Source organism: Paenibacillus planticolens, assembly GCF_013141725.1.
Classification (GTDB): Bacteria; Bacillota; Bacilli; order Paenibacillales; family NBRC-103111; genus Paenibacillus_E; species Paenibacillus_E planticolens.
This window is the reverse complement of record NZ_WHNZ01000017.1, coordinates 309,662-332,686: the sequence shown is the minus strand read 5'-3', so window position 1 is coordinate 332,686 and position 23,025 is coordinate 309,662. Positions and strand designations below refer to the sequence as shown.

The following is a 23,025-nucleotide window of genomic DNA, read 5'->3' as shown; positions in this document are numbered from 1 at the left end:
TAATTGTTAATATAATGTAAAAGCTATCTAACATAGAGGAGACAACAACGATGACGCTGGCTGTAGATATGCATGATTTAATGAAGTTAGGAATCGCTGCTATTTTCGGTTTAATTATTGGTCTGGAACGGGAAATCAGAAATAAACCTCTCGGACTCAAAACTTCTTTAATTATTTGTCTCAGCAGTTGCTTGCTGACGATTGTGTCTATTGAATCTGCAAATAAATATGCGGTACCTGGTCTTCACGTAATGGACCCTATGCGGCTTGCTGCTCAGGTGGTCAGCGGGATCGGATTTCTTGGGGCAGGGGCTATTCTCCGGAAGCATAATGATGTCATTATCGGATTAACGACAGCGGCGATGATTTGGGGAGCGGCAGGACTGGGGATTGCGGTTGGGGCTGGGTTTTATGTTGAAGCGTTTTTTGGGTTGCTGCTGATTATGGTGAGTGTCGTAGTTTTACCTTATTATATTAAAAAAAGAGGGCCAAGACCGCTGTTGATGAAGGATTTGCGCGTCAGGCTCGTCGTATCGCATGAAGGCGATTTAACGAACATCATCAAAGACATCATTGCCAGAGGGTACAAAATGAAAAGTGTACACATTAAAGAGCTGAATCACGAGCTGCAAGAGCTCAATTTCATCGTGTTCATTGACCGGAAGTATGCTTCGGAAGTATACGCTGAGTTAAAAAGCATGGCGCATATTGAATTCGCCGAAGTGGAGACGCTGTAGAAGATAAGGATTGGAGCATCGGCCTAGTGCTGCGTTCTGATCCTTTTTGTTTGGGGCTTGAATGGGCTATGGGCGGAGCTTCGTTGCATTTTGTGCAATGTGAGAGTGGATTTTTGCTGTATGCAGAGCAGTTCGTTGTACAAAATACAACGTTATCAACCAAATGGCCGGCAAAAAGGTGATTTCCGCTAAAATGGTTGCACAATGTACAACTAGAGGTCATGAATGTGCTTAATTTGAGCAATATGATTGTATAAAGTGCAACATAGAAGGAACGAGCGTGTTTTGTATGGCTAGCTGCAGCAATGTTGTGAGTACGAAGCAGAGAGCAGCATACAACAGTTGCAGCAACAAGAAGCGAGCTCAGCGAAGCGCCAAAGCCCGCCAGCATGTTTTAGGCTGTAATAGCGACGGCAGCAGCGAATTTTGCACCCAGCTCACGGCATAATTTCTTTTGCTCGCTGGTGGGATTAAATTCAATTTTCAAACCATCAAACACTTTCTCCGTACCGAGCTCAGCAAGCTTAGCCTCAATGGTATCCACGGCAGCGCCGAAGTGCGTATAGGAGGAGTCGGCTGAACCGAATGCTCCGGACTTACGGCCTTTAAGATCCAAATCCTCCAATTCATCATAGAAGTCCTCGAATTCGTCCGGCAGATCGCCATCGCCCCATGTATAGGCTCCAAGCAGAATGCCATCGTAGTTTTCAAGCTCTACGCCGCTTGCATCGACAACGGATTTTACAACCGGCTCAATGCCCGCCTCACGGATTCCCGTCGCGATTTCTTCAGCAATTTCCTCCGTATTTCCTGACATGCTGGCATATACAATAATGATTTTTGGCATGATGTTCCCTCCACAGAATGGTTTTATAGGTATGTTGTCATCTTGTTAACGTCGTGGTGCTTCTAATCAATTTCATATTAAGTGATAATGATTATCATTGTCAATATATAATTGAGAATGCAGTGAGAATAAAAAGTTTTCGTTCAGATGCGCAGGAGGGAAGGACTATACGACTTTGAGGAAGAAATCATGATACAATATCGAAACATGAACTTAACGCGGCTACGGAAAAGGGGAACTGGCATGGAGGATATTCATCTGCATTTGAAAAATCTGGGCTTCACCGATCTGGAAGCCAAGTGCCTGCATGTGCTTGCCGAATGCGGTACGCAAACGGGCTATGAAATCGCGAAGCAGCTCGGCGTGTCGCGTTCAAATGTATACTCCGCGCTGCAGAAGCTTGCGGAGAAGGGCGCGGTGCTCACCAGCCACGGTGAGCCGACGCACTACCAAAGCGTGCCGATCGAGGAGATCGGCGAGCGTGTGGAGGCGGAGCTTCAGGCATCGATCCGCTACGTGAAAGAGCACATGCCGAAGCAGGGAGCGCATCGTGCGGAGTATTTCAGCTTGGAAGGCGACGCCAAGGTTCTAGATCGCATCCGTACGGAGCTGAGAAAGGCGAAGGAGGAGGCGCTCTGTGACCTGTGGGCGCAGGAAGTGCAGCTGCTGAAGGATGAGCTGCGGCAGGTGCCGGCACAAGGCGTGCGTCTGCTTGTTTCGACGATCGGGGATGCGGCGCTGCCGAGCGGTGTGCATCAATTCCCGCATAAGCGCGATGCGGCATGGAGCGACCGCAAAGGGCGGAAGTTTACGCTACTCATCGACCGTAAACTGGCTATTGTCGGCACGCGCGGCGGCGATGAACCGACACTTGCCATGCTGACTGAGCATCCAGCGATGGTGGAGCTGCTGTTGAACAGTTTTTGGCGCGATGTGGTGATCCACGAGCTGCAGCAAGATATGGGCGCGAAGCTGGAAGATAAATACGGGAAAAATTTTAAGAAGATTATCCAGAAGTATACCGAGGGAAAAGAGAAGGATAATCAGCCGGGCGATGCCGGAAAGTTGTTGGAGGGCAAGCTAAGTGAGAGTAAGTCTCTAGAAGGTAAAAGCGGTGAGGGTAAGATACTGGAAAGTGAAAGCGAAAAGTCGAATGAAAGCAAATCCGGTGAAGGAAAGAGGAAGAAGAAGAAATGACGCAGCGTGACGGAGAAGACTTAACGAGAGAACAGCAAGAACACATCCTGCTCGCGGCGGAGGCGCTCGTGAAGGAAAAGCTGGAGCGCGATAGCAGCGGCCACGACTGGTGGCACATCTATCGCGTCGTGCAGACGACAAAGCGCATCGCCGCCCAGGAGGGCGCCGATACTTTCGTCTGCGAGCTTGCGGCGCTGCTTCACGACGTCGTCGATGAGAAGCTGAACGCCGATCCAGCTGCCGCGCAGCGCGAGCTGGATGCTTGGCTGGCCGCCAGCGGTACGCCGGCGGCCGCGGTAGATCACGTGCTGGAGATCATCAGCACGATGTCGTTCAAGGGCGGCGCGCGTCCGCCGATGCGCACGCTGGAGGGCAAGGTCGTGCAGGATGCCGACCGGCTGGATGCGATTGGCGCGGTGGGCATCTCGCGCGTCTTCGCCTACTCGGGCTGGAAGGGCCGCCCGATTCATGATCCTTCCGTCACGGCGCGCGAGCACATGACGGAAGCGGAGTATCGCGCGGGGAACGACACCGCGATTAATCACTTCTATGAGAAGCTCCTCAAGCTGAAGGAGCTGATGAATACAGCCTACGCGCGCCAGCTTGCGGATGAGCGGCACCGCTTCATGGAGCAGTACCTCGGGCAGTTTTACGCGGAGTGGGAAGGCGAGCGGTAATTTTTGCTGCTGCCGCAGGTTCGGAACTGTGCGATTCCGGTTCTGAGGCTGTTAACGGGAAATTCTCCCGCTAAATTCACGCGGAGAGAGCATCTGAGCAGGTTAGCTGGAATTTCTCCATCTAATTCAGTGGAATCCCGCGAATTAGGTGAATGAGATGAAATTAACGGGAGCATCTACAGTTAATTGGATCTGGGTATGGGCAATTGCAGAAATTAGCCTGATTTTTTCCTGCTAATTTCATTAGGCACATATCAGTAGTGCGATATTAGGGCCGTCATGCGGCGCCCGGGATTCGCGGGAAAGAAAAACCGTCAAGGCGAGGGCCTGACGGTTTTTCTGCGTTAACGCCGCTCACTACGGCCCCACACTCACTCAAAAGACAGCTCCGACGACATTCCATCGCACCTCCTCATTCGCAAGTTCCTGCCAAGGGTCATAGTCGCTTTTAGGCTCATGAAAAGTTCCTCCCTAGCCTCTTAAATTTGTCTCAAACCCTGCCGATTCTACGCATACCAAAGTGGATTGAACAGATTCAGTTTCGAAATCAGCATTCGTCGGATTTTGTGGTAAAATAGAACGAATAGATGTTGAAATTCGAGCAGAAAGAGATGTTATGACGATGAAAAAAGAAGCAAAGTATATAGCGACAGTCTCCTTAGGCGTGATGGGAGCAGGTTTTGTAGCTACACTTCCCGTAGCCTCCACGGTGTGGGGAGGATTTCTGCAAGGCGGCTTTGAAGCCGGCGTTGTAGGCGGATTGGCCGACTGGTTTGCGGTTAGCGCCCTGTTCCGTCACCCGATGGGCATTCCAATTCCGCATACGGCGCTGCTGCCGAAGAATCGCGAGAAAATTACGAAAGCGCTTGTCTCCACGGTTCAGAATGAGCTGCTTTCCAAAGAAACGATCCGTGCCCGCTTGCAGCAAATTCGTTTTCTGGAGCAAGGGTTCGAGTTGGCGGAAAGCCATCTGGACAGCGAGGCGCTTCACAAAGGCCTGGGCATGCTTGCCAAACAAGCGTTAAACGCGATTGATCTTGAAAAATTAACGCCGCTGCTGGCGGAAGAAATCCACAAAGCGCTCCAGGACCTGGATACGAGCCGTCTTGTGCGCGCGCTTGTCGATACCGTTATGGAAGGCGGCTATGAAGGCAAAACGTTAGATTTTGTTCTTGATAAAGTGGAAGCCTGGGCGTTCAAAGCGGAGACGCGCGATCAGCTCGGAGCGATGGCGCTCAAAGCTTTCGAGGGCCTGCAGTCCAATGGCTTCATGGCGTTTGCCGTGAACGCGTTCATCGGCATGGTCAATGAGGAGAAGATCGGTGGCATCATCCAGAACTTCTTGCTTTCCTACATTGAGCAAATGCGTATGAAGCAGCATCCGCGCAGGGAGGCCGTACTTTCCTTCATCCGCAGCGAGCTGAACAAGCTGGAGAGAAACCCTAAGCTTTTGGCAGAACTTGAAGCGTTAAAAACCAAGCTACCAGACATGTTCGATCTAGACGCTAAGCTGTCGGGATTGATTGTGCGGCTGAAGGCTAAAGCTGTGGACTTTGTGGAACAGCCTGATTTTGTACCTGTGTATGTGGTGCCAGTGATTCGGAACGTGCTTGCGTCTGTGAAGTCAAATGAAGCTTTGGTGCAGCGCGGCGAGATCTGGGTGCAGGAGCAGATTGCCGCTTATTTGGAGAAAAATCACAGCAAAATCGGCCAACTTGTCAAAGAAAATCTGGATAAATTCGACAATGAGAAGCTGACGGAGCTTATGGAAGATAAGATCGGAAAGGATTTGCAGTGGATTCGTGTCAACGGGGCGATCTGCGGATTCATCATCGGACTTGGCTTGGCCGGGATAAAAATGCTGTTTTAAAAGTGAGCGACTTACGGGACATGCCCGAGGTGGAGGGATGCGCTTTGATCGAGATTAAAGGAGTCAGCAAGACGTTCGTGCAGCGAATCGGCGGCAATTACAAGGCGCTGGACGATATCACATTAACGATAAAAAAAGGGGAATTCGTCTCCGTACTAGGGCCATCCGGCTGCGGAAAGTCGACGGTGCTGAACCTGGTCGCAGGTTTCGATACGCAAAGCGAAGGCACGATTGAGGTGAATGGCAAAAAGGTGACCGGCGCTGGGGCCGACCGCGTGGTCGTGTTTCAGGAGCACGGCCTTTTCCCGTGGTTAACGGTGCTGGACAATGTGGCTTTCGGCCTCAAACAGAAGGGGATCCCCAAAAAAGAGCGCCACGAGCTCGCGATGGAGCAGATCAAAGCCGTGCATCTCAGCCGCTTCGCGGACCGGTATCCGCATGAGCTTTCCGGCGGTATGAAGCAGCGGGCAGCGATTGCCAGAGCGCTTGCGATGGACCCTGAGATTTTGCTCATGGATGAGCCGTTTGCGGCGCTGGATGAGCAGACTCGCCTTATTTTGCACAAGGAATTGGAAGAAATCTGGATGCGGACGCGTAAAACCATTCTCTTCATTACCCATAACATCCGCGAAGCGGTGATCTTATCGGATCGCGTCGTGGTTATGTCCACTCGTCCCGGCACAATTAAGAAGGAGTTTACTGTACAGGCCGCAAGACCTCGGGATATCGCAGATCCTTTGCTGCATCATGTGGAGAATGCGGCGATGGACGCGCTGGCGGATGAGCTTGAGAAGGTGGTAAGAGAGGAGACGGGCGATGAGTACCGCATTAAGAAGAACGATTTTTCTGGTACTGCTTCTGATAGCTTGGGAGGCGGGATTTAGACTGTTTGGCTGGGGCTGGAAGTTCCCTTCGCCGACTCAGACGCTGCAAGCTTTCTATGACGGATTGGTGCATGGCGAGCTGTTGGAAGCTACCATAGCCAGTATGATTCGCTTGCTCGTTTCCTTCGCGATCTCTTTGGCGATCGGAACGACGTTAGGCTTCTTGTTCGCCCGTTACCGTCTGATTGATGATACGCTCGGCTTTTTGGTTGTATCGCTGCAAACGATTCCGAGCATTGCTTGGCTGCCTTTTGCTATTATTTGGTTCGGTCTTAACGAATCTTCGGTTATTTTCATTACGACGCTGGGCGCAACCTGGACGATGGCTCTTGCGAGCCGCACCGGGATCAAGAACATCCCGCCGATTTACTTGCGCGCTGCGCAAACGATGGGGACGGGCAACGGGTTTAGGCTGTTTGTGCAAATCATGATTCCTGCGGCTTTCCCGCATCTCATCAACGGTGTCCGTACCGCCTGGGCTTTCGCTTGGCGCGCGCTCGTTGCCGGTGAGCTGATCGCCAAAGGGGCGGGACTCGGCCAGCTGCTGCAGGACGGGCGCAATTTGGGCGACACTTCGCTCATGCTGTGCATCGTCATTATTATTGCTGTGCTGGGTACGGTCTCCGACCACTTCTGCTTTAAGAAACTGGAAGATAAAGTGCTGGAGCGCTATGGCCTCGCCGGCTCCAAATCTTAAGCAGGGAGCGGGTCGCATGAGAAAAAAAGCATGGATGCTGCTGCTGCTTCTGTTCGTCGTTACAACGCTGAGCGCCTGTGAAGAAAAGCTTACGGCTTCCGGCAAACCTCAGACGGTCAGGGTTGGTGTTTTTAAAAATGTCACGCATGCCGCAGCTTATATCGCGCTGGAGCAAGGGTATTTCGCCCGGGAGTGGGGCAATGACGTGAAGATTGAAGTCACGGCTTTCGATAACGGCTCCGACTTGTCGATTGCGATGGCCACGGGGGATATCGATGTCGGCTTCGTAGGTCCCGGACCTGCCACAACGTTCTTTTTGAAAAGCGGCAACTATCGCGTTGTCTCCGGCTCCAACAACGGCGGTGCGGTGCTTGTTGCACGGAACGGCGCAGGAATAAATAGCGTTAAAGATTTAGTCGATAAAACGATCGCGATTCCGTCCAAAGGGAATACGAATGAGATTTCCCTTCGCCTGCTGCTGCAGCAGGAGGGCATCTCGCTTGGCCGCAGCACGGGCAGCGCGCATCTCATTGTGCGTTCTCCATCAGATGCGCTCATTTCCTTTCGTCAGAAGGAAATTGACGCGACGCTCGTTCCCGAGCCATGGGGGACACAGATCGAAAAGGCCGGACTCGGCAAGGTCGTGGTCGACTGGCAGGCGGTCCCGCCGAATCACGGCGATTATCCGACGGTGATTATGGTGGCGAGCGACAAGTTCATTCATCGCCACAGGGATATCGTGAAGGGGGCGATCCGAGCCAATATGGACGGCATCGCGTTCATTCAGAACAACCCTGAGCAAGCCTACGAGCTCATCAATAACCAGCTGAAGCAGTACAGCGGCAAAGGAATGGACAAGAGCTTGATCAAAGCCTCGCTCAGCCGTCTGAAGCTTACCACCGACGTCGACGTCAAGGTGATGGAGGAAATGGCGAAGGTCTCAATCGCCGCCAGGTATATAAAGGGCATCAAGGCAGAGCAGCTCGATCTTAGCAAGTTCGTCGATCTCTCTATGCTGGCCGAGGTGAAGGCCGGCAAGTAAGCGGCAAGTAAGCGTACAGCAAAAATAAAAAGACCAAACGACCCTCACGGGTTTGTTTGGTCTTTTTATTGAGCGTGCCTCCCTTGACGCAACCGGTACTCCCTAATTCCCGCCCGAAACGGCCTGCTGCTCGCTCTTCTGGTGCTTATGCGCCTTGGCGTCGATGACTTTGCCGCCGCTGCCGCCTTTATCGCTCACCGCTGCGATTTGCATCGCGCTGCTGCCTTGGAAAACGCCGCCCTCCTGAACGATGAAGGAGCGGACATCGATATTGCCGACCAGCACGCCGGAGCTGGTGACAATAAGCTTGCCTTTGGTCTGAATGTTGCCTTTTACTTTGCCGGCAATGATGACGTCGCGCGCCTGGATGTTGGATTGCACGACGGCGTTTTCGCCAATCGTAATGTCGCCTGCGCATTCAATGTCGCCATGCAGCTGGCCTTCGATGCGGAGGCTGGCCTCGGACATGATTTTACCTTCGCAAATGGTGCTTCCCCCGATCAACGTGTCCGTTGTTTTCGCGTCGATGCGTTTCGATTTTGAGCTTCCAAGCATTAGCGTTCATCCTTTCTATCGGTTATAAGATAAGGGGTTGGGTCAATCGGGACGCGGTTCTTCTGCACCTCGTAATGCAAATGGGAGCCCGTGCTGCGGCCTGTGGAACCGAGCAGGCCGATCTTTTGGCCTTTCGTTACGGAGTCTCCGCGTTTTACGAGCATTTTATTCAGATGCATATACCCGGTTTGAATCCCGCGCGAATGATTGATAATGATACGATTGCCGTAATCGTTGTCGAAGCTGGCTTCAATCACTTTGCCGGACGCCGTCGCATAGACGGCATCATTGAGTTCGCCGTCGAGATCAAGTCCCGTATGCATAGACGGCTTACCCGTAAACGGGTCTTTCCGAATACCGAAACCGGAGGTGAGGCTGTGCGTCATGACGGGCCAAAGTGTCGGCGTGATGCTGCGCAAGTACTCGGCTTCCTGCAAGCGTGCTTCCGACTTGCTGAGATTAACGAGCAGCGCGTTGATATCTCCGACTAAAGTAGAGAGTCCTTGCTTGGTAGAGCTAACAAGCTGAGTGACATCTTGCGATGTGACCGGGACCTCGTTGCCGCCGACATCCGAGCTGTGTCCGGTCTCGTTGAAGGCGGACAGTTTTTTGCTTGTCCTGTTCGGTTCTTCCGATTGGGTCATCAATTGTATGACATGATCGATTTTCTTAATTTCTTCGAGCTTGAGCTTGAACTCATCTGCTTGCTGGGACAAGTCAATCAAATTAGCTTGAAGCTCTTCCAGTTCATTATCTTTAAGTGTAATTTGATTAACCAGTTGGCGTTCTTGTCCATCGAACGTACGCTGCATGTCATCTTTCGTTTGATGGGAGTAGGTATTCATTAAGTAAATCGTGACAAAAAAACCAATCAGCACGAGCAGGATCACGCTGGGCACAATATACAAACTACTGTGCGGAAGCTTGAATCTTACGGTTCGGCGGTTGGCGCCCGGAATGATCATTAAGGTGAATTCTTTTTTACCCCACATGAATCTCAACCGATCCTCTTCCTTTCCGTAACAAAGTCCCCCTCCTTGATTGGATTGTATTCATGAAGAAGATGAGTCATGCCTAATTTATTATTTGGCCGGAAGTCCGTAAAACAATCTCCCTTCAATAGGACATACTAAATTTGGGAAGGGGCTACTTGTCTGGCGGCTCAACTTTTCAACGCAAAGCTGCGTCTATAGGGATGAAAGATGCAGTTAAGAACAGAAGGAGTGAAGATGATGTTGAAAAAATATATGCCTGTTCTGGCACTTGCCGTCTTGACGCTTGCAGGATGCGAATCGTCCGGAACGACGAACGGTGCTGCGAATGTTTCCGATTCGCCGCAGCCGACAGCAGCAGCAACAGCGCAAGCAACGGCACAAGCAACCGTGCAGCCGGCGGCGACTCCCTCCGCTAAGCCAGTCACAGGAACCAGCGATAAACCGTCGAAAGTGGCAATGACCGGGGTGACGGCTGTCCGCTTGGCGGATGCCAAATCCGGCTGGATCGGCGGCAAAGGGTGGATTGCCCACACGGAAGACAGCGGTGCGAAATGGCAGATTCAATATGAAGGCAGCGGTGAAGTCAAACAATTATTTGCGCTGAACGGCAAAGAGGCTTGGGCGAGTACCGGGAATGAAGGCAGCTTGCTGAGCACCAAGGATGGAGGCCAGCATTGGACAACTGTCGGTAAAATGCCGAATGCCGCGTTCTTTCATTTTATATCGAAAGGGGAGGCCTTCAGCGGGAGTGCCCATACCGTGGATGGCGGCGTAAAGTGGACGCAAATGTCAGTGCCTGAAGGGATTACGGGAGATGCCTATTTCCATGATGCCAATAACGGCTGGGCGGTTAAGCAGGTGAAGGACACCGTGGAGGTTCTACGAACCCAGGACGGGGGCAAAACTTGGAAGAGCGCGATGTCCCGCAAAAATGAAGCTTCGCTCACGGGCGCAGTGATCCGCTCCGTGGGAGCGAACGATGCTTGGATCCTCCTTATCGGCGATTCGGGGATGACCCAAACCTCGTATTCCTTGTTCCACACGAAGGATGGCGGGAAAACCTGGCAGACGGTGCTGGCGAATAGCACCGCCGGAGGCGGACCGGCTCCAGGTATCCCTGCGGGCGATACCACAGGGCCGAAGAACACGGGCACGAAGCCCGGACCGCTTTATGTCGTTAGTCCCGACGTAGCGTTTATGGGCGGGCAATGCCCGAGCTGCGACAAGCCGAACTCAGTCGGATGGACGAAGGACGGCGGAAAAACCTGGGTGAACGGGAAAGAGACGTTCACCGGCTACGGCGAGCTGCTGCTGGCTATGGCGGACTCGAATCAGGGCTGGCTGATTACGAATGACAATACGCAGCCGAGCGTCATGTACACCACCGGCTCAGGCGGTGTCAACTGGACCAAGGTGCATACCTTCGATGCACCCAAATAACAGCAAAGCCTCACCGGAAGCAGAGAGCTAACGGTGAGGCTTTTTCATATCCATCATATTCCATTTGGCGTGACCCCCTTTCTTTGGGGGCGGACTGAGAATGGTATGGGTATACGTTGTTATTTTGCACAGGAGGTCAGACATGCTAGCCCCCAAACATACGATGTCCACACTAGTCATCGCACTTGCCGTACTGATTGGTTTTACCTTGCAAAATCCGGAAAATATGACATTGAACGCAGCATACTCAAATACGCGCGAAAATACGATAACAGCTGATCCGCCGCAAGCAGCAGAACCAGCGGAATCGGCCACTCCTGCAAGAGCGCCTTCGGAAGCACCTGAAAAGGTGGAGGCAGCGCCTGTCCCGGTGCCTGCCACGGCATCTCCGGCGATGACAGCGAAGCGGGCCGTAACGCCTTCAGCAACGCTTGCAGCAACACCTTCGGCGAAGCCAAAAGCTTCAGCTCCCGTTGTTTCCCCTTCTGTCGTTGCGCCAAGCGAGAGCGTAATTCCTACGGCATCTCCGGTCCCTGCGGCAGCAGAAGAGAACGCAACACCTCTGCCCAGCAGCTCGCCTTCCGTGAATAAAACGGAACAGATTCGGGAGGGGGACGACCCCGTTCCGAATGTAAAGAAGGTTAATTTAGCTTCAGCCGAAATCGTGAAAATTAAGGAACAATACGAACAGCTTGCCAGCTCAGATACCGATGAACCGACGTGGAAGCGCAAGGCGAACCAACTCATCTTGAAAGGGATGAGCTTCCTTGGGACCCCTTACGTATTCGGGGCGAAGGGAGGTCAAACCGACTCGTTCGATTGCTCCTCTTTCCTGCAATACGTATTCGATTCGCAAAAAGTGGCCTTGCCGCGCGATTCCAGGCAGCAAAGTCAACGGGGGGCCGAGGTATCCATGGACGAGCTGCGCGAGGGCGATCTCGTTTTCTTTACCACGCCCAAAAGAAAGAACAAAGATGGAATCGAACGGATCGGCCATGTGGCGGTCTATATAGGCAACGGATTAATGCTGCATACTTTCCGGCCGGGCATTGGTGTTACGGTGTCGGAGCTGGACGGCGCATGGAAAGACCGCTTTGTTAAGGCTAAGCGCGTTCTGTCTTAATGAATTTTGGCCGGGATCGCCTTGTTATAGCTCAGGAGCTCCGATACCGTGATTAACTTGTATCCTCTGTTTTTTAATTCTGGCAAAATAATTTTCAAGGCTTGGATGGTTTGCGTCGGCCCTTCAATATAGTCATGAAACAGGACGATATTCCCGTTTTTCGCATTTTTCAGCACACTGTTCACAATGCGGTTGACGCCTGGCGTATCCCAATCTTTCGTATCCAGCTGCCAGCTCCACATGATCATTTTATACCCCTCATCCTTGACGACGGACACGAGGCGGTCATTGTAGAAGCCTCCGGGAGGACGAAACAATTGAGACCGCTGTCCTGTTTTCGCAATAATCAGCTCTTCGGTCGTGTTCAGCTCCTTCTTGATATTGGTTTTTTTCCCTATGTAGGCATGGTTGTAAGTATGATTGGCAATCTCGTGGCCTTCCCGAGCCGTTCTCTCCAGAACATCGGGGTAAAGCTGGATTTTATTGCCGACTACGAAAAAAGTCGCTTTTGCCTCGTACTGTTTGAGCAGCTCCAAAATTTGATCCGTATACTTGGGATGAGGGCCGTCATCGAACGTTAACGCGATCACCTTCTCATCCGTATTCACTTCCCACACAATTTCTCCGCGTGTTTCATAATAAGCTCGATCTTTCTTAGGGGCGGCGCTGGCGGCGACAGGCTGCATCAAAAACAAGCAAATACACAAAGCTGCAATGATTCTCATGATGTCTCCTTATTTGATTTGGTATAAGTAGCGTTTCCAATTACCAAAAAAGGAATTCAAGATTTCGGCGTATCTCCTCCATTTCCATTTCCGTTCCCGTTCCCGTTCCCATTCCCGGTGCCATTGAAGAAGGTTGTCGTTAGCGCCTTTAATTTCTCCATGAACTTGCCATAGCCATATCCGGTCAAAAACGCGATGGAAATGCGGGCGGACATCGAATTATCGACTTGGAGCAGCAGAATACCGCTTGCGAACAGGATGATCGTGATAATAGCTGAGCCGAAACAGAGGACAGGCCTCATGAAATACCAGTACGTCCACTGCGGGGTAAGCTCATGATAATGCTCGTGGAACATCCTGAGACCGTATAGCGCTCCGCCCAAAGCACCCGCAAAGCCGAAGCAGGCATAATCATGAAACTGGCTAACATTAATGCCGAGCAGCTTGCCTTGAACGGTCCCGCTACCAAATACGGCCATCATCCAGAGACTGCCGATGAACCATGCGAGCAAATATACGAAGATGATCTGTTTTAAGAAACGTTGAAAGAGGTTCAAAAAAAATCACCGCCCTATACATGGTTAATACCATTGTATGAGCGGTGTTGTTGTTGATGCCTGCAGGTAAGGACGTTGGTCGGATAACTTTAAATACTGAATGATCGCTCTGGAGCAATCCTGCGCGCCGAATTTCTGATGCTTGCGGATCGAGTCGCGGCGTTCGGACAGTTCGGGATACTGCTCAAGCAGCAGCTTAAACCAGTGATCGACCATTTCAAGTGAAGTAATCATTTGGCCGTAGCCTTGATCCTGGAAATACCGGCAATTCATTTCTTCCTGTCCCGGAATGGGGCTGTAGAACAACATGGGAATGCCTTTGGCCATGGCTTCCGTGCACGTCATGCCACCCGGTTTGGTAATCAATAAATCCGAAATGTCCATCAGTTTGTTAATCTCGTTGGTGTATCCAATCAGATGAATATTCGGCTGCCGGAAAATCTCTTCCTCCAACAGCTGCTGCCGCGCTTTCTCGTTCGTACCCAGGCAGATGAGAAGCTGAATATCTTTGCTCCAACTGGCCAAATAGGTTAACAGCTCTTCTTTTTCTTCTTTTTTAAAGACGCCCCAACCGCCGCCCATCACCATCACCGTCGGCATGGCGCTGAGACCGAACTGCTTGCGGGTCTGCACTTTGCTGTGTTCGAGGTGGAAATTCGGATGCACGGGAATGCCTGTGACTTCAATGTGCGTCTCCGGCACACCGCGGGCGATGAGGCGCTCTTGCACCTTCGAAGTCGATACGAGGTACTTATCCACGGCAGAGTCAATCCAAGTGCCATGCACATCGTAATCGGTGATGACCGTAAAGAGGGGCACAGGCAATCCGGCACGCTTTAAGCGAGACACGATAATGCTTGGAAAAGGGTGGGTACACACGATAATATCCGGCTTGAGCTGCTTGATAATCGCCTTGGTTTGGGAATAAAACATGCGGTGCAGAAATAGTCCTGCCACGCGGTTAAGCGACTTTTCATATTGATTGCGGTAAAGCATACCATAGAGTTTGGGTTGTGAAGTAACCGTGCGGCGGTATGCCGAGAAGATCCAAGGTGCAAGGGTAGGGTGCAAAAAAGCGCCAAGCTCGATCACTCGCGTAATGATTTCCGACGAGTTTTGGCGGAGCTCAACCGAAAGTGCGTGTGCAGCTTGTGTATGACCTTTCCCAAAGCCCTCGGATAAAAGCAAAATCCGTTTTTTTCGCAAGGAACTCACCTTTCTTTGACGACCATATCAATCCTATCAAGAGTTTAGACGTAATTTGAGGGGATACCCCTGCAAGTTACGAACTTAAGCTTGCTTTGCGTTTGGATGCGTAGCATTTGCGGCAGACCGGAACATAACTCTCGTTCCCGCCGATCTGAATTTGCTCTCCATGGAAAATAGGTTCTCCGTCCTTGCAGCGCATATTCATGATCGCTTTCTTGTCGCAGTACCAGCAGACCGTTTTGATTTCCTCAATCGTGTCGGCCGCGGCGATCAGTGCCGTGCTTCCTTCAAATAGCTGCCCCATGAAATCCGCCCGCAACCCATATGCGATAACCGGAATGTTCAAATCGTCAACAATCTCGATCAACTGCGCAACCTGCTGCTTGTTCAAAAATTGCGCCTCGTCTACAAGAATGCAGTTCGGGAGCTCGTTCTTAGCCAGTTCCACCATGTCCAATTTGTCGTCTACAACGATGGCATTCTTTTGCATGCCGATTCGGGATACGACTTTGCCGACGCCAAAACGGTCATCAACAACAGAGGTTAAAAGGAGAACTTTTTTGCCTTGTTCTTCATAATTATGCGCTACGCGCAATACTTCAATGGATTTGCCGCTGTTCATCGTGCCATAACGGAAATATAATTTTGCCAATCTGGGCCAGTCCCCTCTGAAGATTTAAGATCGAATATGGTATAACTATATGTTAAAAAAATAAGTAGCTGTAAGGGAATTAAGCTCTTCTAATTTCACTGCAGCTTGGAAGCTCGTTTCAGAAGCGGGTTTATCTCCGATCAACGGTTGTTTTTTGTATATTTTACGAATGTTGACTTCAATACTGCCCTTCACGGGCTCTTCCGTAATCCGAATGCGATGGGGTTCGTACATCAAGACATTCATGGTGTCTCTGGCTACCCCATTCGTGCTTTGCAGCAGCTCTTGAATGAGCTCATGATCCAACAAAGAAGGAAGACGTTCCTTCATGCCCGGGTTCGATTCGCAGTGATGAGCAGCCGCTTTGGCCAGCAGCGCATCCATGGCGAGAAACGAAGGGCTAAGGAAAATTCGATGGTCTTCCACGACCGCATGTAGGAGAGCAGCCGCTGTTTCTTCATCTGTTTCTATGTAATTCCCGCGCAGGTGAAGCTTTCGGACAAGCTCGGATGGCGGCATCAACTGCTGACCTGCATAGTAGGTATCTCGCAAGAAGCTGTCCAGATGATCGAGACCCATCAGAGACGTTTTATTCGTCAAAGGGCTGTCCTGATTCAAAATGGACACGATCGCTGCCGGAGAGATGCCATGCGCAGTCAAAATGTCGGCAATCGTTCCGCTAAGAATCAATCGTTCTGTATGCTGATGGTGGTCATAGCCGAGTGTTCTTTCCACCGCGTGGGAGAAAGGGAGATGACCGATATCATGTAAAAGTGCAGCGATGCGAAGCAAGGGTTCGTCCGGGCAAAAATGGGCCATCAAAGACCATACACCGACCGTATGCTCGAACCGTGAATGGGTCATTGGCGAAAAAAGCGCAGAAGCTCCGAAGTGATGCAGGAACTTCAAGCGTCGAACCGGCTGCGATCGGAAAAGCTGGACTTCAACCGGGTGGGCTGGTATGTGCCACTTGTATAAGGGCTCCCAAATCATCCCAGTCGAAAAAGTATGCTGTAGACTCAAAGCAGCGTTCCTCCTAGGCTGTGAAATCTGGATGTATGTTTCATTGCAGCGTATTAGCTATCATAGCATGAAACATAGAAAGTTCGCTATCATGAGCGTATGAAAAAGAAGCGTAAAACATGCACGACAAACCGCAGACACATCGTCCAGACTAGGCGTGATGGGAAATGGAAGGCCGCCGTTCGCCATTTCCTTTTTTTAGGGCTATCTTATAAAAATATTAAAATGAAAACCTTTACATTTTCATTGAACTATACTATTTCTGATGTTAATATAATATAAAAAATATTGAGACTATTTCATCAATTTGGACTATTCAATATATTTGATGAAATACGAGTCGCTATGTTTCGGCAATTTCATACTTTAAAGCGTACATTGGACAAAGTGAGTCCAAAAACCAGAAAAGAAAGGTTGCACAACATGATCAAAAACGGGTTACCTCCCAAACAAGGATTGTACGATCCTCAGTTCGAGCGTGATGCCTGCGGTATTGGCTTTGTAGCGAATATTAAAGGTGTGAAATCGCATGAAATCGTCAAGCAAGCGCTTCGTGTACTTTGCAATTTAGATCATCGCGGTGGTCAAGGCAGTGAGCGGAACACAGGCGACGGAGCGGGCATTTTGATGCAAATTCCGGATGCATATCTCCAAGCCGCTTGTGTGGAGGAGAATATCAAGCTTCCTGCAGCAGGGCACTATGGTGTGGGTATGGTCTATTTGCCTCAGGATTTGGATGCGCGCCAAGCGTGCGAGAAAATCATTGAACGCATTGTTGGCGAGGAGGGGCAACAATTCTTAGGTTGGCGAACGGTTCCAACAGATAATCGTTCACTCGGAGAAACCGCGAAATCGGCAGAACCTTTCGTACGTCAAGTATTTATTGGAGAAAGTGCGGGGTTGGCGAGCAATCTCGATTTTGAACGAAAGCTGTATGTCATACGCAAATTATCTGAGAACGCTATCAAATCGACCCTTCGTGGTGTGCAATTTTACTATTCTAGCTTGTCTAGCAGAACGATCGTTTATAAGGGCATGTTGACGCCTGAGCAGGTCGACGCCTATTACGTTGAATTGCAGGACGATAAGGTGGAGTCTGCGCTCGCGCTGGTGCACTCCCGCTTCAGTACGAATACATTCCCAAGCTGGGAGCGTGCGCATCCCTACCGCTATCTTATTCATAACGGCGAGATCAACACGCTGCGCGGAAATGTGAATTGGATGTATGCGCGCCAGGCGATGTGCGATTCTGAATTATTTGGCGAAGACTTCAAACGCATTCTTCCTATTATTGATACCGACGGCTCCGATTCGCAAATGTTTGACAACACCCTTGAATTCCTGATGCTTTCCGGACGCTCGCTGCCGCATGCGGCGATGATGATGGTACCGGAACCATGGTCCAAGCATGAGACGATGGATGACGCCAAAAAAGCGTTCTACGAGTACCACAGCACACTCATGGAGCCATGGGACGGACCGGCTGCGATTGCGTTCACGGACGGCAGTCAAATCGGCGCCATACTTGACCGCAACGGCCTGCGCCCATCACGTTACTATGTAACTACGGACGATTTGATCGTACTGGCTTCTGAAGTCGGCGTTCTGGATATCGAGCCTGAGCGCATTTTATACAAAGACCGCCTCAGACCTGGGCGTATGCTGCTTGTGGATACCGTAGCAGGCCGCATTGTAGCCGATGAAGAGATAAAGAACGGCATCGCCGGCGAACAGCCTTATCGCGATTGGTTGAATGAGCATCTGGTTTCATTGGAGGATTTAGCTGACGCGCCGATCGTGCTCGGTTCCGATCATGATACGGTTTTGCAGCGTCAGCAAGCGTTCGGCTATACATTCGAGCAGCTGCGAAAAATTCTTGAGCCTATGGCCAAAACGGGGGTAGATCCTATCGGCTCTATGGGGACGGATGCACCGCTGGCGGTGCTGTCAGACCGTCCTCAACTACTGTATAACTACTTCAAGCAGTTGTTCGCGCAGGTGACCAACCCCCCGATTGATGCGAACTTCGAAGAAATTATTACGGCGCAAGGTACAACGATCGGACCGGAGCGTAACCTCATTAGCCCTGAGCCGGCAAGCTGCCGCCAAATTCGTTTGAAAACGCCGTTTATCACGAATGAAGAGCTGGCGAAGCTGCGCCATATTCAGCGCGAAGGCTTTGTAACGGTAACGCTGCCTATGCTGTTCGAAGCGGCGCTAGGTACGGCGGGACTGGAAAGTGCGATGCAAGCCCTGTACGCAGCGGCTGATCAAGCGATTCAAGATGGCGCTTCACTGATCATACTCTCAGACCGTGGCGTGGACAGCCGCCATGCGCCGATTCCAGCGCTGCTCGCGACGTCGGGGCTGCACCACCATCTGATTCGACAAGGCACACGAACCAAAGTGAGCTTGCTTGTCGAGTCCGGCGAACCGCGTGAAGTGCATCATTTTGCTTTACTGCTTGGCTATGGCGCAGGCGCGATCAATCCGTATCTGGCTTTGGAAACGCTAGATGATATGATCCGACGCAACCAGCTTGTCGGCGTTGATCATGTTAAAGCTACTTATCACTATATCAAGGCTGTGACGAAAGGCGTCGTAAAAGTTCTGGCGAAAATGGGCATTTCCACGATTCAAAGCTATCGCGGGGCGCAAATTTTCGAAGCGATCGGCCTCAGTCAAGAGCTGGTCGATACGTATTTTACATGGACCTACACGCCTGTTGGCGGCATAGGCATCGATGTTGTGGCCAAGGAAGCGCTGCTTCGCCACAACCGTGCTTTCTCCGAGCGGGAGGGGCGCGATAGGGTGCTCGATACCGGCGGTGACTTGCAGTGGCGCCGGGATGGGGAAGACCATCTGTATACACCGGAAACGGTGCATGCCCTGCAATCGGCGGTTCGTACGAATAACTACGCCATGTACAAGAACTTCTCCAAGCTCATCCTGCGGGAAGATGAGAAATATATGGCGCTGCGCGGGCTGCTGACGTTCAAGGAAGACCGTCAGCGGGTACCGATCGAAGAGGTGGAGCCGATCGAGTCGATCTTCAGGCGCTTCAAGACGGGAGCCATGTCCTACGGTTCCATCTCCAAAGAAGCGCATGAGACGATCGCGATTGCGATGAACCGCATCGGCGGCAAGAGCAACACCGGCGAGGGCGGCGAGCATCCGGAGCGCTTCACGCCGGATGCGAACGGCGACCTGCGCCGCAGCGCAATCAAGCAGGTGGCGTCGGGCCGCTTCGGCGTCACGAGCCATTATCTCGTCAATGCCGACGAGATTCAGATCAAGATGGCGCAGGGCGCGAAGCCCGGCGAGGGCGGCCAGCTCCCGGGCACCAAGGTGTACCCTTGGGTTGCCGAGGTTCGTGGCGTTACGCCGGGCGTAGGCTTGATTTCGCCGCCGCCGCATCACGATATTTATTCGATCGAGGATCTCGCCGAGCTGATCCACGATCTCAAGAATGCCAACCCGCGTGCACGCATCAGCGTTAAGCTGGTGTCGGAGGTCGGCGTTGGCACCATCGCAGCCGGCGTAGCCAAAGGGAAGGCGGATGTTGTCCTGATCTCCGGCTACGACGGAGGAACGGGCGCGTCGCCGCAGACGAGTATTCGTCACGCGGGACTGCCTTGGGAGCTCGGTCTGGCGGAGACGCATCAGACGCTCGTGCTCAACAACCTGCGCAGCCGTATCACCGTCGAAACGGACGGCAAGCTGATGACAGGGCGCGACGTTGTCGTGGCTGCGCTGCTCGGCGCCGAGGAGTTCGGCTTCGCGACAACTCCGCTTATTACGATCGGCTGCGTGATGATGCGCGTGTGCCATCTGGATACTTGTCCGGTTGGAGTTGCTACGCAAAATCCGGAGCTTCGCAAGAAATTTGCCGGAGATCCGCAGCATGTCGTGAATTTCATGACGTTCATCGCGCAGGATGTTCGCGAGCTGATGGCAGAGCTTGGCTTCCGCACCATCGAGGAAATGGTCGGCCGCACGGATGTGCTCGAATCCAAGCAAGCCGTGGCCCATTGGAAAGCCAAAGGCGTTGATTTGGCGCCGCTTCTGCACCAGCCGAATGTTGGCGAAGACGTTGGCCGCTTCTGCCAAATGGCGCAGGATCACGGTTTGGATCGCTCTCTGGACGTTACGAGGCTGCTCGACATTTGTGAGCCTGCGATTGAACGCAAGGAGCATGTGCATGCGATTTTGGAGATCTCCAACACGAACCGTGTTGTCGGCACGATTGTCGGCAGTGAGGTTACGCGCCGTCATGGCTTGGAGGGCTTGCCTCACGATACGATTCGCCTTCACTTTAACGGCTCGGCCGGTCAAAGCTTCGGCGCCTTCGTGCCGAAGGGGATTACGCTTTCTTTGGAAGGAGATGCCAACGATTACGTGGGTAAAGGCTTATCCGGCGGCAAGTTGGTCGTTTTCCCGCCGACCCGGTCCTATTTTGTCCCGGAAGAGAATGTGATCATCGGAAATACGGCTTTCTATGGCGCAACCGACGGAGATGCCTACATTCGAGGCATTGCGGGTGAACGCTTCTGCGTAAGAAACAGCGGCGTGCGTGCCGTTGTCGAAGGCGTAGGCGACCATGGTTGTGAATATATGACGGGCGGTCGTGTCGTTGTTCTGGGATCGACCGGCCGCAACTTTGCCGCAGGGATGTCAGGCGGGATTGCCTATGTGCTCGATGAGAAAGGCGACTTTGCCGATAAGGTGAACAAAGAGATGATTCATCTCGAGCATGTTGAAGAAGTATTTGAAATGAACGAACTGAAAACGATGATTCAACATCATGCCACATTTACGGATAGCAGCGTTGCCCACCGCGTCATACAGCACTGGGAAGAATACGTTTGGAAGTTCGTGAAGGTCATACCGAAGGACTACAAACGGATGTTTGATGCCATCGAGAAGGTGAAACGCTCCGGATTGGGCCAGCAGGAAGCCATTATGGTCGCTTTCGAGGCGAACATGCGGGACATTTCCCGTGTCGGTGGAAACTAACGAATCAGAGCAGAGGCTTACGACGTAAGTTTTGCTGAAGCAAAACTCTTAGGAGGGACTAAACGTTCATGGGGAAACCAACCGGTTTTATAGAGCATCGCCGTGAAGTGGCCGCCGAAGCCGCTCCGCTGGTTCGAATTGGCCATTGGAACGAGTTTGCGACGCCGCTGTCGGATGACAAATTGCAGACGCAAGGCTCAAGATGTATGGATTGCGGCATTCCGTTTTGCCACACGGGGGCATTGATCAGCGGGATGGCCGCCGGCTGCCCGGTCAATAACCTCATTCCGGAATGGAATGATCTGGTGTATCGCGGACAATGGCGGGAAGCGCTGGATCGTCTGCACAAAACGAACAATTTCCCCGAATTTACGGGCCGTGTTTGCCCGGCGCCATGCGAAGGCTCCTGCACAGTGGGGCTCAAGGATACGCCGGTCACGATCAAAAGCATTGAGAAAGCCATTATTGATAAAGGCTTTGCCGAAGGCTGGATTAAGCCGGAGCCGCCGGAAGCGCGCACCGGGAAGAAAGTTGCCGTTGTAGGCTCGGGTCCGTCCGGAATCGCGGCCGCAGCGCAGCTGAACAAGGCCGGACATTGGGTTACCGTGTTCGAGCGCGCGGACCGCGTGGGCGGACTGCTTATGTACGGCATCCCGAACATGAAGCTGGACAAAAAGTACGTCCAGCGCCGTGTAGATCTGCTTGAAGCGGAAGGCGTCACGTTCATTACCGGCGCTCACGTCGGCGTGAACTATCCGATTGAGAAGCTTCAAGAGGAGTTTGATGCCATCGTGCTGTGCGGAGGAGCCACCAAGGGCCGTGACCTTCCGATTGAAGGTCGCGAGCTGGGCGGCATTCACTTGGCGATGGAATTTCTCAGCAAGAACACGAAGAGCTTGCTGGATACAGAGCATGCCGACGGCGAGTTTATCTCCGCCGAAGGCAAAGATGTTATCGTGATCGGAGGCGGCGATACGGGGACGGACTGCGTGGGCACGTCTTTGCGCCACAAGTGCAAAAGCGTGACGCAATTCGAGATCATGCCGAAGTCACCGGAAACGCGGCCTGCTAACAATCCATGGCCGGAGTGGCCGAAGGTCCTCAAAGTAGACTATGGCCAGCAAGAGGCAGCGGCCGTTCAAGGCGAGGATCCCCGTCAGTATTTAATCAACACGAAGAAATTCGTGGGGGATGAGCACGGCAACTTGAAGGAGCTGCACACGGTGCTGATCGAGTGGCAAAAGAATGAGAAAGGCGCATTCGTCCCTGTGGAAGTGCTGGGCAGCGAGAAAGTGTATCCGGCGCAGCTGGTGCTGATCGCGATGGGTTTCACAGGACCGGAGAATACGGTGCTGGATCAGCTTGGCGTCGCCAAAGACGAGCGCTCGAACGCGAAAGCGGAGTACGGCAAGTTTGCGACGAGCGTGGACGGCGTCTTTGCCGCCGGCGACATGCGTCGCGGGCAAAGCCTTGTCGTTTGGGCGATCAATGAGGGACGCGCCGTGGCTCGCGAAGTTGACCGGTATTTGATGGGATCGTCGAATTTACCATAGGAATTATGAAAAGAAGCTGTCCCAGAAGTCATCGTAGATGACGGAGGGGCAGCTTTTTATTGTATATGGTTCGTGGAGGGGAACTATAGGGTGCTATTTGAGCTAAATGTGCTGTTTTTAGGCTGTAGGCGGAACTACAGGGTCTTAAAAGCACTATGAAACTACCATTTTGTCCATATTACATAAAATAGGGGATCGTAGTTCTCTTCAGCGTGCAGAAAAGGGG

19 protein-coding genes are annotated in these 23,025 nt (G+C 52.1%); 11 read left to right on the top strand and 8 right to left on the bottom strand.

All coding sequences use genetic code 11. The features are described from left to right. The first annotated feature begins 50 nt into the window (after positions 1 to 50). On the top strand, positions 51 to 737 hold the full coding sequence (locus GC097_RS10205; protein WP_171683209.1) for an MgtC/SapB family protein: 687 nt from the start codon (positions 51 to 53) through the stop codon (positions 735 to 737). A gap of 394 nt (positions 738 to 1,131) precedes the next feature. On the opposite strand, the gene GC097_RS10200 is transcribed toward GC097_RS10205, so the two are convergent. Continuing rightward, the gene (locus tag GC097_RS10200; RefSeq protein WP_171683208.1) at positions 1,132 to 1,584 is read right to left on the bottom strand and encodes a flavodoxin; all 453 of its coding nucleotides are present in this window, start codon (positions 1,582 to 1,584) and stop codon (positions 1,132 to 1,134) included. Positions 1,585 to 1,827: 243 nt separating this feature from the next. Between GC097_RS10200 and GC097_RS10195 the strand changes: the two genes are divergently transcribed. The 6 genes from GC097_RS10195 to GC097_RS10170 all read left to right on the top strand — a co-directional run bounded on the left by GC097_RS10195 (position 1,828) and on the right by GC097_RS10170 (position 7,951). Next, the gene (locus tag GC097_RS10195; protein ID WP_171683207.1) at positions 1,828 to 2,781 is read left to right on the top strand and encodes a TrmB family transcriptional regulator; all 954 of its coding nucleotides are present in this window, start codon (positions 1,828 to 1,830) and stop codon (positions 2,779 to 2,781) included. Beyond that, positions 2,778 to 3,458: an HD domain-containing protein gene (locus GC097_RS10190; RefSeq protein WP_171683206.1), complete on the top strand. Its 681-nt coding sequence runs from the start codon at positions 2,778 to 2,780 to the stop codon at positions 3,456 to 3,458. The genes GC097_RS10195 and GC097_RS10190 overlap by 4 nt, the downstream gene beginning before the upstream one ends. 622 nt (positions 3,459 to 4,080) lie before the next feature. Next, entirely contained in the window at positions 4,081 to 5,328 is a 1,248-nt protein-coding gene (locus tag GC097_RS10185) for a DUF445 domain-containing protein (RefSeq protein WP_171683205.1), read from the top strand. 44 nt (positions 5,329 to 5,372) lie between these two features. Beyond that, positions 5,373 to 6,212, top strand: a complete 840-nt coding sequence (locus tag GC097_RS10180; protein WP_171683204.1) for an ABC transporter ATP-binding protein — start codon at positions 5,373 to 5,375, stop codon at positions 6,210 to 6,212. Further along, the gene (locus GC097_RS10175) at positions 6,145 to 6,909 is read left to right on the top strand and encodes an ABC transporter permease (RefSeq protein WP_171683203.1); all 765 of its coding nucleotides are present in this window, start codon (positions 6,145 to 6,147) and stop codon (positions 6,907 to 6,909) included. Before GC097_RS10180 ends, GC097_RS10175 begins: the two co-directional genes overlap by 68 nt. Before the next feature lie 16 nt (positions 6,910 to 6,925). Then, entirely contained in the window at positions 6,926 to 7,951 is a 1,026-nt protein-coding gene (locus GC097_RS10170; RefSeq protein ID WP_171683202.1) for an ABC transporter substrate-binding protein, read from the top strand. Positions 7,952 to 8,053: 102 nt separating this feature from the next. Here the strand turns inward: GC097_RS10170 and GC097_RS10165 are convergent, their stop codons facing one another. Continuing rightward, entirely contained in the window at positions 8,054 to 8,506 is a 453-nt protein-coding gene (locus tag GC097_RS10165; RefSeq protein WP_171683201.1) for a bactofilin family protein, read from the bottom strand. Beyond that, positions 8,506 to 9,498: a M23 family metallopeptidase gene (locus GC097_RS34700; RefSeq protein WP_171683277.1), complete on the bottom strand. Its 993-nt coding sequence runs from the start codon at positions 9,496 to 9,498 to the stop codon at positions 8,506 to 8,508. The genes GC097_RS10165 and GC097_RS34700 overlap by 1 nt, the downstream gene beginning before the upstream one ends. 240 nt (positions 9,499 to 9,738) lie before the next feature. On the opposite strand from GC097_RS34700, the gene GC097_RS10155 reads away from it, so the two are divergent. Beyond that, positions 9,739 to 10,941, top strand: coding sequence for a WD40/YVTN/BNR-like repeat-containing protein (locus tag GC097_RS10155; RefSeq protein ID WP_246294099.1), 1,203 nt, complete (start codon positions 9,739 to 9,741; stop codon positions 10,939 to 10,941). Between the two features lie 142 nt (positions 10,942 to 11,083). Continuing rightward, positions 11,084 to 12,064 carry a C40 family peptidase gene (locus GC097_RS10150; RefSeq protein WP_171683199.1) on the top strand — a complete coding sequence of 327 codons (981 nt, stop codon included), beginning with the start codon at positions 11,084 to 11,086 and terminating at the stop codon, positions 12,062 to 12,064. On the opposite strand, the gene GC097_RS10145 is transcribed toward GC097_RS10150, so the two are convergent. From GC097_RS10145 to GC097_RS10125, 5 genes are all read right to left on the bottom strand, one after another. After that, positions 12,061 to 12,789, bottom strand: coding sequence for a polysaccharide deacetylase family protein (locus GC097_RS10145; RefSeq protein ID WP_246294097.1), 729 nt, complete (start codon positions 12,787 to 12,789; stop codon positions 12,061 to 12,063). The two genes, GC097_RS10150 and GC097_RS10145, sit on opposite strands and share 4 nt — an antisense overlap. Positions 12,790 to 12,845: 56 nt before the next feature. Next, on the bottom strand, positions 12,846 to 13,346 hold the full coding sequence (locus tag GC097_RS10140) for a hypothetical protein (protein WP_171683198.1): 501 nt from the start codon (positions 13,344 to 13,346) through the stop codon (positions 12,846 to 12,848). Positions 13,347 to 13,370: 24 nt separating this feature from the next. Then, on the bottom strand, positions 13,371 to 14,552 hold the full coding sequence (locus GC097_RS10135; RefSeq protein ID WP_171683275.1) for an MGDG synthase family glycosyltransferase: 1,182 nt from the start codon (positions 14,550 to 14,552) through the stop codon (positions 13,371 to 13,373). 76 nt (positions 14,553 to 14,628) lie between these two features. Continuing rightward, positions 14,629 to 15,207, bottom strand: a complete 579-nt coding sequence (locus GC097_RS10130) for a thymidine kinase (RefSeq protein ID WP_171683197.1) — start codon at positions 15,205 to 15,207, stop codon at positions 14,629 to 14,631. A 45-nt stretch (positions 15,208 to 15,252) separates the two neighbouring features. Continuing rightward, positions 15,253 to 16,230, bottom strand: a complete 978-nt coding sequence (locus tag GC097_RS10125) for an HD domain-containing protein (protein WP_171683196.1) — start codon at positions 16,228 to 16,230, stop codon at positions 15,253 to 15,255. 423 nt (positions 16,231 to 16,653) lie between these two features. Here GC097_RS10125 and gltB point away from each other — a divergent pair, with 423 nt between their 5' ends. Further along, the gene (gene gltB / locus GC097_RS10120) at positions 16,654 to 21,246 is read left to right on the top strand and encodes a glutamate synthase large subunit (protein ID WP_171683195.1); all 4,593 of its coding nucleotides are present in this window, start codon (positions 16,654 to 16,656) and stop codon (positions 21,244 to 21,246) included. Positions 21,247 to 21,314: 68 nt separating this feature from the next. Then, a complete protein-coding gene (locus GC097_RS10115; protein ID WP_171683194.1) occupies positions 21,315 to 22,799 on the top strand; it encodes a glutamate synthase subunit beta in 1,485 nt (494 codons plus the stop codon). Positions 22,800 to 23,025: the final 226 nt, after the last annotated feature.

Excerpts from the sequence above, each read along its gene's own strand:
- GC097_RS10205 (WP_171683209.1), top strand. The coding sequence starts at position 51 with ATGACGCTGGCTGTAGATATGCATGATTTAATGAAGTTAGGAATCGCT.
- GC097_RS10190 (WP_171683206.1), top strand. The coding sequence starts at position 2,778 with ATGACGCAGCGTGACGGAGAAGACTTAACGAGAGAACAGCAAGAACAC.
- GC097_RS10115 (WP_171683194.1), top strand. The coding sequence starts at position 21,315 with ATGGGGAAACCAACCGGTTTTATAGAGCATCGCCGTGAAGTGGCCGCC.
- gltB (WP_171683195.1), top strand. The coding sequence starts at position 16,654 with ATGATCAAAAACGGGTTACCTCCCAAACAAGGATTGTACGATCCTCAG.
- GC097_RS10145 (WP_246294097.1), bottom strand. The coding sequence starts at position 12,789 with ATGAGAATCATTGCAGCTTTGTGTATTTGCTTGTTTTTGATGCAGCCT.
- GC097_RS10195 (WP_171683207.1), top strand. The coding sequence starts at position 1,828 with ATGGAGGATATTCATCTGCATTTGAAAAATCTGGGCTTCACCGATCTG.
- GC097_RS10170 (WP_171683202.1), top strand. The coding sequence starts at position 6,926 with ATGAGAAAAAAAGCATGGATGCTGCTGCTGCTTCTGTTCGTCGTTACA.
- GC097_RS34700 (WP_171683277.1), bottom strand. The coding sequence starts at position 9,498 with ATGTGGGGTAAAAAAGAATTCACCTTAATGATCATTCCGGGCGCCAAC.
- GC097_RS10185 (WP_171683205.1), top strand. The coding sequence starts at position 4,081 with ATGAAAAAAGAAGCAAAGTATATAGCGACAGTCTCCTTAGGCGTGATG.
- GC097_RS10165 (WP_171683201.1), bottom strand. The coding sequence starts at position 8,506 with ATGCTTGGAAGCTCAAAATCGAAACGCATCGACGCGAAAACAACGGAC.
- GC097_RS10175 (WP_171683203.1), top strand. The coding sequence starts at position 6,145 with ATGAGTACCGCATTAAGAAGAACGATTTTTCTGGTACTGCTTCTGATA.
- GC097_RS10200 (WP_171683208.1), bottom strand. The coding sequence starts at position 1,584 with ATGCCAAAAATCATTATTGTATATGCCAGCATGTCAGGAAATACGGAG.
- GC097_RS10150 (WP_171683199.1), top strand. The coding sequence starts at position 11,084 with ATGCTAGCCCCCAAACATACGATGTCCACACTAGTCATCGCACTTGCC.
- GC097_RS10155 (WP_246294099.1), top strand. The coding sequence starts at position 9,739 with ATGTTGAAAAAATATATGCCTGTTCTGGCACTTGCCGTCTTGACGCTT.